This window comes from Kribbella antibiotica, from assembly GCF_004349055.1.
In the GTDB taxonomy this organism is placed as follows: Bacteria; Actinomycetota; Actinomycetes; order Propionibacteriales; family Kribbellaceae; genus Kribbella; species Kribbella antibiotica.
Map to the genome: position 1 here is coordinate 75,846 of NZ_SMKX01000021.1, position 10,615 is coordinate 86,460.

The window sequence follows — 10,615 nt, forward strand, 5'->3', positions numbered from 1 at the left end:
TCAGCTCTGTCAGCCGGATGGTTGTGGTGGTCGAAATATCCGGCGCCGGTCTGTAGATCGTGCCGAACATTCGCTGGCCTGGAGGCCCTGCGTCAAATCCCCTTGACACCGGTAAACCCCCCAGCCGCGAGTAGCCTGCCTGACACTGTGACACCAAACCAGCGGTGCCCGGCAGCAGTGCACAAATCGTTACCGGAACGGGTACTGGACCGGAACATTTGCCCCAAACGGTGACTATCCGCAGTCAATCCTTCGCAAAACGCGTCGGCACAGCACCGACAGTGGCCAATTTGTGCCACAAAATAACAGAATGTAATAATTCGGCCGCCTGCGGCGACACCCCCATGACCGCCCTGTGCCGGTCTGTCAGCCACCCGTCGAGGCAGGGTCCGGCCAGGCCACGAGCTCTCGGTGGGTGGCGTCCTCGAGGCCGAGGATGGGGCGGCGGGAGGTGACGATGACCGCGCCGCCGGCTGGGAGCAGCGAACGCAGCTGGCTGGCGTCGATGGCGTCGTCGAAAACCAGCAGAGTGGTCTTGTCGGCCAGGCGGCTGCGCAGTAGCGCCGAGCGCTCTTCGAGGGACTCGGGGATCTCGGAGCCCTCGACGCCGAGTGAGCGGAGGAGCTGGCCGAGGATTGTCTGGGGCGTCAGCCCCTGGCCGTTCACGTCCTGCAGGCGGGCGAACAGCTGGCCGTCGGGGAACGCATCGGCCAGCCGGTGCCCCAGCCGGACCGCCACCGCCGACTTACCGGTCCCCGCTGCCCCATACAGACAGACAACAGCCGGTACGCCGGCCCGCGGCGTGCCGGTCAGCACTTCCGCCAGCTCATCCAGTACGGCGTCCCGCCCGATCAGTAGGCCCACATCCGCCGGGAGCTCCCGCGGGACCGCCGAAGGAACGGTGACGTCCAGGGCGGAGTCCTGGCGCAGGATGGCGACCTGCAGGTCGCGAACCTCGGCGCCCGGTTCCACACCGAGCTCCTCGTCGAGGCGCCGTACTAGAGAGGTATAGACAGCCAGCGCGTCCGCCTGGCGGCCGGAACGGTAGAGAGCGAGCATCGAGGCGGCCGCGAAGGTCTCTCGGGTCGGCTGGGCGGCGGTGAGGTCTGCCAGCCGTGGCAGGAGCTCCTGGTGGTGGCCCAGGGCGAGCTCTGTGGACAGCAGCAACTCCTCCGCTGCCCAGTGCTCCTCTTCTAGTCCTCCGCACAGACGCCGCCGGACGTCCTCGGTCGTCACGTCGGCCAGCGCAGGGCCGCGCCAGAGGTGCAGAGCGTCGGTCAGCAGCTTGCTGCGCTGATCTAGATCGTCATGACTCCGCGCCTGCGCCACCAGCGTCCGGTACTGCTCTATGTCAGAGCTACCCGGAGGCGCCTGGATGGCATAGCCCTCCGGCCCACTGGTGAGCTCCACCTCGAGCACGGTGCGCAGACGCGAGATGTAGACCTGCAGCGCCCGCCGCGGATTGGTGGGCATCTCGTCCGGCCAGAGCAGCTCGATCAGCCGCTGCGCGGCCACCGCCTTGCCGGGCTCCAGTAGGAGCACAGCAAGCAGCAGCCGCTCCTGGCGGCGCTTCAGAGTGACCTGATCGCCGCCCGACCAGAGCTGCACCGGTCCGAGCAGGCGGAATTCCACCGGCTCATGGTAAGCGCCTGGTAACAGCCTCGGCCGACGATCTCGGGACACCCTCCGCCCCGTTGGAAGTAGGCACAGTGGTTACCGAATCCTGGGACTGACCTCTTACCCCTCGCGAACGTTCACGGTGACGAAGGGTGGCTTGACGACATCAAAGGATTCCTTACGGCCTCTGATGTCGACGGTCACCTGGTCACCCTCCTTCACCGCGGCGTCAAGCAATGCGAGCGCAATGCCCTTCTTCAGTGACGGCGAGAACGTTCCCGACGTCACCTCACCCAGTGCGCCACCGGCGACGTCGAAGACCGACATGTGCGGCCGCGGGATCCCCCGGCCGACTGCCTGCAGGCCGCGAAGGATGCGCGCGGGGCCCGCTTCCTTCTCGGCTCGCAGCGCGGTGTCACCCCAGAAGTGCTCCTTCTTCCAGCCGACGGCCCAGCCGGACCGGGCCTGCACCGGGCTGATGTCCGGGGAGATGTCCTGGCCGTGCAGCGGGTAGCCCATCTCGGTGCGCAGCGTGTCTCGCGCGCCCAGACCGGCTGGCACGATGCCGTGCTCCGAGCCGGCTGCCAGCAGCGCGTCGAACACCGCAACCGCAGCAGCATTCGGTACGACGAGCTCGTATCCCCGCTCGCCCGTATAGCCGGTCCGGCACACCACTACCGGCGTACCGGAGAAGTCTGCGACGGCGAAGGACATGTAGTCGTGGCCGGTCGGCAGGCCGATGGCTGCGACCACCTCATCGCTGTTGGTGCCCTGGACGGCGAGGATCGCGTAGTCGTCGTGCGTGTTTTGCACCACAATGCCGTCCGGCGCATCGGCCTGCAGCAGGCGGACCACCTCGGCAGTGTTGGCGGCGTTCGGGATCAGGAAGACATCGTCGTCGGCATGCAGGTAGGCGATCAGGTCGTCGACCACTCCCCCGCGCTCGTTGCAGCACAGCGTGTACTGCGCCTGGCCCGGGGCGATCCGGCCGAGATCGTTGCTCAGGCACGCGTTCACATAGGCCGCGGCGCCGGGGCCTTTCACCGTCGCCTTGCCCAGGTGGCTCACATCGAAGACGCCCACCGACGTCCGGACCGCGGTGTGCTCCGCGACCACGCCGGAGTACTCCAGTGGCATCTCCCAGCCGCCGAACTCGGCGAACTTGGCGCCGAGCGCGACATGGCGCTCGTGCAACGGGGACTTCTTCAGTTCAGGCGATCCGGTCATGGAGGGCAAGCTACCTGACGCGTAGCATGCGAAGGCAGTATTCACGTACCGTCACGACCGGCCATCTGCGCACCCGGTCAAGGAGGACTGAGAATTTCGTGAGCACCATCACCCTGAGCAAGTCTGATGCGGCCGGTGTCAAAACCGACGCGGTCGTCATCGGCGTGGTCAAACTCGGCGGCGCCGTCGCACTGCCGGCCGGCACCGAGTCGCTCAACGCCGCGTACGGCGGGCAACTGGTGGAGGTGCTGTCCGGACTGGGCGCCACCGGGAAGACCGGTGAGGTGACCAAGGTGCCCGGCCCGAAGCCGGGCAAGTCGCCGACCCTGATCGCTGTCGGTCTGGGCGAGGCCCCCGACGGCACGCTGAAGACCGAGGACCTGCGGATCGCCGCCGGGACCGCTGTCCGGGCCGCCAAGCTGACCCAGTCCGTCGCCTTCGCCCTGCCGACCCCGGACGCCGAGTGCGTCCGTGCGGTCGCCGAGGGCGCGTTGCTCGGCCGCTACTCCTTCACCGCCTACAAGTCGGAGAGCTCGGCCGATCAGGCCGGTGCCATCACGGTGCTGACCGACGTGGCGCGTACCAAGGAGGCCAAGGCGGCGCTCGAGCGCGCCGAGGTCACCGCCGAGGCGATCCACCTGGTCCGCGACTGGGTGAACACCCCGCCGTCGGACCTGCACCCGGTCGAGTTCGCCGCGCACGCGGTGAAGCTGGGCAAGGACTACGGCGTCAAGGTCGAGGTGCTCGACGAGAAGGCCCTGGCCAAGGGCGGGTACGGCGGCATCCTCGGCGTCGGCCAGGGATCCACCAACCCGCCGCGGCTGGTCCGGCTCAGCTACACGCCGAAGAAGCCGGTCACCCATCTGTCGTTCGTCGGCAAGGGCATCACCTTCGACTCCGGCGGCCTGTCGCTGAAGACCGCCAACGGCATGATCAGCATGAAGTCCGACATGGCCGGCGCCGCCGCCGTGATCGGCGCCACGCTGGCGATCGCCAGGCTCGGTCTGCCGGTCCAGATCACCACGTACGCCGCGATGGCCGAGAACATGCCGTCCGGTTCGGCCGCGCGCCCGTCCGACGTCCTGACCATGTACGGCGGCAAGACCGTCGAGGTGCTGAACACCGACGCCGAAGGCCGGCTCGTGCTCGGCGACGCCCTGGTGCGCGCGTCCGAGGACCAGCCCGACCTGATCGTCGACGTGGCCACCCTGACCGGGGCCTGTGTCGTTGCCCTGGGCACCAAGGTGGCCGGTGCGTTCTCGAACACCGACACCGCCCGGGACCGGGTCGTGGACGCCGCCGTGGCGGCCGGTGAGCCGATGTGGCCGCTGCCGATCCCGAGCGAGATGCTGGACAAGCTGAAGTCGCACTCGAAGGTCGCCGACCTGGCCAACATCACCGGAGAGCCCTGGGGCGGCGCGCTCGCCGCCGCCGCGTTCCTCGGCGATTTCGTTGCTGAGGGCATCGACTGGGTGCACCTCGACGTGGCTGGCCCGGCCTTCAACGACGGCTCCGCTTCCGGCTACACGCCGAACGGTGGCACCGGGTACGCCGTACGGACGCTGATCGAGCTGGCGACGTCAGCTAGCTGAGTAGCGGATTTCTAGCATCAGACAGCCGTCGGCCGTTGTATACGGGCCGTGCGGCATCCCCGGCGGCCGGCAGGCGTAGTCGCCGGGGTGGAAGGTCTGCTCGAGGGTGAGGTCGGTCAGTGACCCCTCGAGCAGATACACCTCCTCGACGTACTCGTGCGTGATCACGTCCGCACCTGACGTCGTACCGGCCGGCCAACGCGCCAGCCGGGTCAGTGTGCCGTCGGGTGCTGCGCTCAGAACGCGCTGCTCGATCCCGTCGACGGCGGTCCACGGGATGTCGCTGGTCGGGTAGAACTCGCGCTCCTCCTTCACGACCAGGCTTCGGCGAGCTGCTCGACGCTGTAGACGATCCGGCTGGTCACACCGCGCGGATCGGTCATCTCAACGCGCCAGGCGTCGGCGAACTGGTCAACCCCGGCGATCATCGGGATCGTGCCGCTGAGCAGGACCGTGCCCGGCACCAGCCGGTCACCGAGCTCCTTCACCCAGTACGACGGGGGCAGCAGCTGCGCGAGTGTCCCGTCCTGAATGAGCTGTTCGGTGTCACCGTGCCGGACCCAGGCCTTGAGCGTGAACTGGTCGAGCTCGTCCTCGATGTCCTTGAGGACCCAGGCGACGTCGCCGAGCACGTCCGGCGCCGACTGCTTGCTCCAGGCAACACCGTGCACCTCGAGTGCGCGGTCGGTGTGGTCGCAGGCGACCGTCAGCAGCAGGTCGTCGGTGGTGTCGCCGACGACCAGCGCCCACTCGGCCTCGCCGGATGTCTTGGCGTGCGCCACCTGAACGACCTCCGGCCGGCCCACCAGGGACGCCGACAACGGATAGAGGGTCGGGATCCGGGTCGGCGCCGGGACGCCGAGCTCGGCCAGCTCGTCGACGTGGTGCTGAACCTGTTCGGTGTCGCGCCCGGCGTATCCGGCATTCAAGGCGTAGCGGACGGTAATCTCCCGCTCACTGCCGGTGGATAGGGCGAAGTGCAGCGTCTGACTCATCGTCGGTCGTCCTCCGATTTTCTGCTCCAAGAGCTTGCGTGAACACGTCGTATACAACGAGTATGGAGCAATCCCCCAAGGAGGTCCACCTCGATGTCCAGCCCCGTAACCGACACCACAGAGCGCCGCGGGCTCTACAAGGCCTTCGCCGCGAGCCTGTCCGGCACCTCGCTGGAGTGGTACGACTTCGCCGTTTACAGCTCGGCGGCAGCGCTCGTCTTCGGCGACCTCTTCTTCCCCGGTAGCGACCCACTGACCGGCACACTGCAGGCCTTCGGGACGTATGCCGTCGGCTACATCGCCCGGCCGCTCGGTGGCATCGTCTTCGGGCGGCTCGGTGATGTGATCGGCCGCAAGCGCGTTCTGGTCGCCACCCTGCTGCTGATCGGCGTGGCCACGTTCTGCATCGGTCTACTGCCGACCCACGCGCAAGCCGGTGCACTGGCACCGACACTGCTGGTGGTGCTGCGTTTCGCGCAGGGCGTCGGTGTGGGCGGCGAGTGGGGCGGTGCGGTGCTGCTGAGCAGTGAGTTCAGTCAGGCGGGGCAGCGCGGGTTCTGGGCGTCCGCTGCGCAGGTCGGTCCGCCGCTGGGCACACTGATGGCTAACGGCGTGCTGGCACTGCTTGCCGGGCTGCTCACCGAGGCCCAGTTCCTGAGCTGGGGTTGGCGGCTCGCCTTCCTACTGTCCGCCGTACTGGTCGCATTCGGCCTGCTCATCCGCTCCAAGCTGGAGGAGACTCCGGTGTTCAAGGAGCTGGCGGCCCGTGGGGACCGGCCGACCGCTCCGGTGACCGAGGTACTGCGGACTCAGCGTCGGCCGCTGGTCGCCGCCATCCTGGCGCGGGTCGGCCCGGATGTGCTCTACGCGATGTTCGCGGTCTTCGTGCTCACCTACGCGACCAAAGAGCTAGATATGAGCCGCGGGCAGGCCGTGACCGCCGTACTGATCGGCTCTGCTTGTCAGGTCGGGCTCATCCCGTTCTCCGGTTACCTGTCCGACCGGTACGGGCGCCGACTGATCTATGGCATCGGAGCGATCGGTGGAGCGGTGTGGAGTGTGGTGTTCTTCGCTATCACGTCCTCACTGGGGACTCTGATCCTCGGTGTGGTCATCGGGCTCGTGTTCCACTCCCTGATGTACGGACCGCAGGCAGCGTTCGTGTCTGAGCAGTTCACTGCGCGGCTGCGCTACACCGGCAGCTCGCTGGCCTACACGTTCGCCGGCGTGATCGGTGGCGCACTGGCACCACTGGCCTTCACGTACTTCCTGGCCAAGACCGGGACCGGCTATGTGATCGCGCTCTACATCGTCGTGGCCTGCATGGTCACCCTGGTCGGCCTGCGGCTCGGCAGCGCAGTGGTCGACGACGAGGACCTCGCTGTCAGCCGTGCATAAGGATGGAACCGGTGGTGTCCAGGTGGCCGAGAATCGCCTTCTCGGCTGCCTCGGGCGTGCCGGTGGCCAGGCCGTCGACAATGGCCTGGTGCTCCACCAAGACGTCCTGCCGGCGCGTCTCGCTCCGTTGCAGCGCGACGATGCCGAGCAGCACGTGCTTGGCGCGCAGGTTGTCGTAGAGCCGACCGAGCACGGCATTGCCGGCCGCGTCGACAAGCAGTGCGTGGAACTGGCTGTCCAGCTCGATGAACTCCTTGGCATCGCCCTGCTCGACGATCGCCCGCTGCTGCTCCAGTACGGCGGCCATTGCCGCCACCGGCGCATTCCCGGCCGCGAGCGACGTCTCCGCGGCCCAGGTCTCGATCACGCCGCGGGCCTGCATCATCTCGGCGATCTCCCGGCCCGGAACCGGCGCGACGAACGCCCCGCGATGCGGGACCAGCTGCACCAGGTCCTCGGCCGCGAGCATCAGCAGTGCCTCGCGCACCGGGGTCCGCGAGATGCCGACCTCGGTCGCGACCGCCTGCTCGTTGATGAACGTCCCCGACACCGCCGGATCGCTGAGGACGGTGCCGCGCAGGTACTGGTAGGCACGGTCCCGGCCGGAATCCCCACTCAATTGCATACTCAATGTATACAGGCACGGAGGCTCTCATGACAGATCTGCGCGTGGCCGCGGCCCAGCTCACCACCGGCTCCGACCCGGCGTCCAACCTAGCGGCCGCGACCGACGCCGTACGGCGGGCTGCCAACGCCGGGGCGGAAATCGTCGCGCTGCCGGAGGCCACGCTGGCCTGCTTCGGAACCGACCTCGCCGGCATCGCCGAGCCGCTGGACGGGCCGTTCGCGACCGGCCTGCGCAAGGTGGCCGCCGACCTCGGGATCGTCGTGATCGCCGGACTCTTCGAGCCGTCCGGCGAAGGGCGGGTGCACAACACGCTGCTTGCCACCGGGCCAGGCGTGGAGACGTCGTACCGGAAGATCCACCTGTACGACGCGTTCGGGTCGCGCGAATCCGACACGGTTGCCCCTGGCAACGAGCTGGTGACCTTCGAGTACCGGGATGTGACGGTCGGACTGGCCACTTGCTACGACCTGCGGTTCGCCGACCAGTTCACTGCGCTCGGACGGCTCGGGGCCGAGCTGATCGTCGTACCGGCGTCGTGGGGTGCCGGACCGGGCAAGGAGGAGCAGTGGGACCTGCTGACCCGGGCACGGGCCGCTGACGCGCAGGCATGGCTGCTGGCGTGCGACCAGGCCTACACAACCCCGCAGGGCACCGACCCGCTCGGCATCGGGCGCAGCAGCCTGACCACTCCCCTGGGCCACACCGCGGCGCGGCTCGACCACACTCCCGGCATCCTGCACGGGTCTGTGGAGTCTGAAGTGGTCTCAGGGGTGCGTTCCCGAGTACCGATTCTCTAGATCAGGCCCTGCTTCTTCATGCGGGCGTTGTACTCCCGCATCCGCGGTGGGACGCCGACCACGGCGGCGTCGTACGACGGGATGCCCAGCTTGTTCGCGAAGTTGTGCGCCCACTGGACCGACGGGACCCGGCGACGGGTCCACTCGCCGTCGACCGCCACCAGGAGCATCGTGTAGTCCGTCACCGCGGTGCGTGGCTCGACGAAGCCCTCGACCCCTTGACGACTGAGGGCGAACTCGCGCAGGTGCGCCTGGTCGGGGTTGTCCGACTTACGCATCGTGCCGGACTTCTGCCGGCGACCGAACCACTTCATGGAGTAAGTCTCCCTCATCAGCGCAACTCATCGGCAGAAATTCGCGGTAACGGTTTCTGCCAAAACCGGCAATCGGGCCCGAGGGCTCGTGCGAAGATGACGCCCGGGCCCCCGCGCCGCGATCCGGAGCAGGCCCGTCGACCACACGCCCACGGAGGAACCTGTGACGAACCCGGCAGACAGCGCAACGACGTACGACCTGGTGATCCTCGGCGGTGGGAGCGGCGGTTATGCCGCGGCCCTGCGCGCCGCGACCCTCGGGCAGAGCGTCGCCCTGGTCGAGAAGGACAAGGTCGGCGGCACCTGCCTGCACCGCGGCTGTATCCCGACCAAGGCCCTGCTGCACGCTGCCGAGGTCGCCGACTCCGCCCGCGACGGTGAGCAGTTCGGCGTCCGGACGACGCTCGAGGGTGTCGACATGGGCGGCGTGAACAAGTACAAGGACGGCGTCGTCGACCGGCTGTTCAAGGGGCTGCAGGGCCAGCTCAAGGCGCGCGGGATCACCGTCATCGAGGGCGAGGGGCGGCTGACCTCGCCGACCACGGTCGCCGTCAACGGCACGACCTACACCGGCAAGAACGTCATCCTCGCGACCGGTTCCTATTCGCGGTCGCTGCCCGGGCTGACGATCGACGGCAACCGCGTGATCGCCAGCGAGCACGCGCTGACGCTGGACCGGGTGCCCGAGTCCGCGGTGATCCTCGGCGGCGGCGTGATCGGCGTCGAGTTCGCCAGCGCCTGGACGTCGTTCGGCACCAAGGTGACGATCCTCGAGGCACTGCCCCGGCTGGTCCCCTCCGAGGACGCCGACTGTTCGAAGACGCTGGAGCGGGCGTTCCGCAAGCGCAAGATCACCTTCAAGACCGGTACTCCGTTCGAGTCGGTCGACACCCATGACAACGGCGTGAAGGTCACGGTCGCCGGTGGCGAGGTGATCGAGGCCGAGCTGCTGCTGGTCGCCGTCGGCCGCGGGCCGAACACTTCAGGGCTGGGGTTCGACGAGGTCGGGGTCGCGCTCGACCGCGGCTTCGTCACCGTCGACGAGAACCTGCAGACCAGCGTGCCGGGCGTGTACGCCGTCGGTGACATCGTGCCCGGATTGCAGCTCGCGCACCGCGGTTTCCAGCAGGGCATCTTCGTCGCCGAGCACCTGGCCGGGCTCGCCCCGGCGCCGATCGACGAGGCCGGCATCCCGCGGGTGACGTACTCCGAGCCCGAGGTCGCCTCGGTCGGACTCACCGAGGAGCAGGCCCGCGCGAAGTACGGCGACGTCGAGATCCTGAACTACAACCTCGGCGGCAACGGCAAGAGCCAGATCCTCAAGACCTCCGGCTTCGTGAAGCTGGTCCGGGCCAAGGACGGCGCCGTCGTCGGCCTGCACATGGTCGGATCCCGCGTCGGCGAACTCATCGGCGAGGCCCAGCTCATCTACAACTGGGAGGCCGTCCCGGCTGACGTCGCCCCGCTCGTCCACGCCCACCCGACCCAGAACGAAGCCCTCGGCGAAGCGCACATGGCGCTGGCCGGTAAACCACTGCATTTCCACGACTGAGATTCAGCCTTTGCTGCTGGCGTGCCCTAGTAGGTTTGGGAGCAGTGGGTAACCAGGGTTTACGGACCCGCGTCCCGCTCGCGCCAGCGGCAACCGTAGGCTGACACCGACCGATCAGACGAAGGAGCAACGACCGTCATGCCGACCTCTGTATCCCTGCCGGCCCTCGGGGAGAGCGTCACCGAAGGAACCGTCACCCGCTGGCTCAAGCAGGTCGGTGACACGGTTGCCGTCGACGAGCCCCTGCTGGAGGTCTCGACCGACAAGGTCGACACCGAGATCCCGTCGCCCGTCGCGGGCACCCTGCTGGAGATCAAGGCCGCCGAGGACGAGACCGTCGAGGTCGGCGCCGAACTGGCCGTCATCGGTGACGCCGGCGAGTCCACTGGCTCCGCTCCGGCCGAGGCGCCCGCCGCCGAGGCTCCGGCTGCCGAGGCCCCGGCCGAGCAGGCACCTGCTGCTGAGGCCGCCCCGGTTCAGGAGGCGCCCGCCGTC

General features: G+C 68.3%; 11 protein-coding genes. 5 read left to right on the forward strand and 6 right to left on the reverse strand.

Annotated features, from left to right (window positions below; translation table 11 throughout):
* Positions 1-366 precede the first annotated feature (366 nt).
* The gene (locus tag E1263_RS10045) at positions 367-1,632 is read right to left on the reverse strand and encodes an AfsR/SARP family transcriptional regulator (RefSeq protein WP_132166938.1); all 1,266 of its coding nucleotides are present in this window, start codon (positions 1,630-1,632) and stop codon (positions 367-369) included.
* Between the two features lie 105 nt (positions 1,633-1,737).
* Positions 1,738-2,844, reverse strand: coding sequence for a glycine cleavage system aminomethyltransferase GcvT (gene gcvT / locus E1263_RS10050; protein ID WP_132166939.1), 1,107 nt, complete (start codon positions 2,842-2,844; stop codon positions 1,738-1,740).
* Between the two features lie 98 nt (positions 2,845-2,942).
* Between gcvT and E1263_RS10055 the strand changes: the two genes are divergently transcribed.
* On the forward strand, positions 2,943-4,436 hold the full coding sequence (locus tag E1263_RS10055; RefSeq protein ID WP_132166940.1) for a leucyl aminopeptidase: 1,494 nt from the start codon (positions 2,943-2,945) through the stop codon (positions 4,434-4,436).
* Here the strand turns inward: E1263_RS10055 and E1263_RS10060 are convergent.
* Positions 4,425-4,751: a cupin domain-containing protein gene (locus E1263_RS10060; RefSeq protein WP_132166941.1), complete on the reverse strand. Its 327-nt coding sequence runs from the start codon at positions 4,749-4,751 to the stop codon at positions 4,425-4,427. The genes E1263_RS10055 and E1263_RS10060 overlap by 12 nt on opposite strands.
* Entirely contained in the window at positions 4,748-5,431 is a 684-nt protein-coding gene (locus E1263_RS10065) for a DUF2848 domain-containing protein (RefSeq protein WP_132166942.1), read from the reverse strand. The genes E1263_RS10060 and E1263_RS10065 overlap by 4 nt, the downstream gene beginning before the upstream one ends.
* 93 nt (positions 5,432-5,524) lie before the next feature.
* Here E1263_RS10065 and E1263_RS10070 point away from each other — a divergent pair, with 93 nt between their 5' ends.
* The gene (locus tag E1263_RS10070) at positions 5,525-6,829 is read left to right on the forward strand and encodes an MFS transporter (protein ID WP_132166943.1); all 1,305 of its coding nucleotides are present in this window, start codon (positions 5,525-5,527) and stop codon (positions 6,827-6,829) included.
* On the opposite strand, the gene E1263_RS10075 is transcribed toward E1263_RS10070, so the two are convergent.
* Positions 6,816-7,454, reverse strand: a complete 639-nt coding sequence (locus E1263_RS10075) for a GntR family transcriptional regulator (protein WP_132166944.1) — start codon at positions 7,452-7,454, stop codon at positions 6,816-6,818. The two genes, E1263_RS10070 and E1263_RS10075, sit on opposite strands and share 14 nt — an antisense overlap.
* A 29-nt stretch (positions 7,455-7,483) precedes the next feature.
* Between E1263_RS10075 and E1263_RS10080 the strand changes: the two genes are divergently transcribed.
* Positions 7,484-8,254: a carbon-nitrogen hydrolase family protein gene (locus tag E1263_RS10080; RefSeq protein ID WP_132166945.1), complete on the forward strand. Its 771-nt coding sequence runs from the start codon at positions 7,484-7,486 to the stop codon at positions 8,252-8,254.
* Here E1263_RS10080 and E1263_RS10085 read toward each other — a convergent pair.
* Positions 8,251-8,568, reverse strand: a complete 318-nt coding sequence (locus E1263_RS10085; protein WP_132166946.1) for a hypothetical protein — start codon at positions 8,566-8,568, stop codon at positions 8,251-8,253. The two genes, E1263_RS10080 and E1263_RS10085, sit on opposite strands and share 4 nt — an antisense overlap.
* 163 nt (positions 8,569-8,731) lie before the next feature.
* Between E1263_RS10085 and lpdA the strand changes: the two genes are divergently transcribed.
* Together lpdA and E1263_RS10095 are read left to right on the forward strand one after the other, a co-directional pair.
* On the forward strand, positions 8,732-10,120 hold the full coding sequence (lpdA, locus tag E1263_RS10090) for a dihydrolipoyl dehydrogenase (RefSeq protein WP_132166947.1): 1,389 nt from the start codon (positions 8,732-8,734) through the stop codon (positions 10,118-10,120).
* 138 nt (positions 10,121-10,258) lie between these two features.
* On the forward strand, positions 10,259-10,615 hold a 357-nt coding region (locus E1263_RS10095; protein ID WP_337590276.1), incomplete at its 3' end, for a biotin/lipoyl-containing protein.

What these genes read in the sequence shown, in the direction of transcription:
- E1263_RS10070 (WP_132166943.1), top strand. Translation starts at nt 5,525, where the DNA reads ATGTCCAGCCCCGTAACCGACACCACAGAGCGCCGCGGGCTCTACAAG.
- E1263_RS10085 (WP_132166946.1), bottom strand. Translation starts at nt 8,568, where the DNA reads ATGAAGTGGTTCGGTCGCCGGCAGAAGTCCGGCACGATGCGTAAGTCG.
- E1263_RS10075 (WP_132166944.1), bottom strand. Translation starts at nt 7,454, where the DNA reads ATGCAATTGAGTGGGGATTCCGGCCGGGACCGTGCCTACCAGTACCTG.
- E1263_RS10065 (WP_132166942.1), bottom strand. Translation starts at nt 5,431, where the DNA reads ATGAGTCAGACGCTGCACTTCGCCCTATCCACCGGCAGTGAGCGGGAG.
- E1263_RS10080 (WP_132166945.1), top strand. Translation starts at nt 7,484, where the DNA reads ATGACAGATCTGCGCGTGGCCGCGGCCCAGCTCACCACCGGCTCCGAC.
- gcvT (WP_132166939.1), bottom strand. Translation starts at nt 2,844, where the DNA reads ATGACCGGATCGCCTGAACTGAAGAAGTCCCCGTTGCACGAGCGCCAT.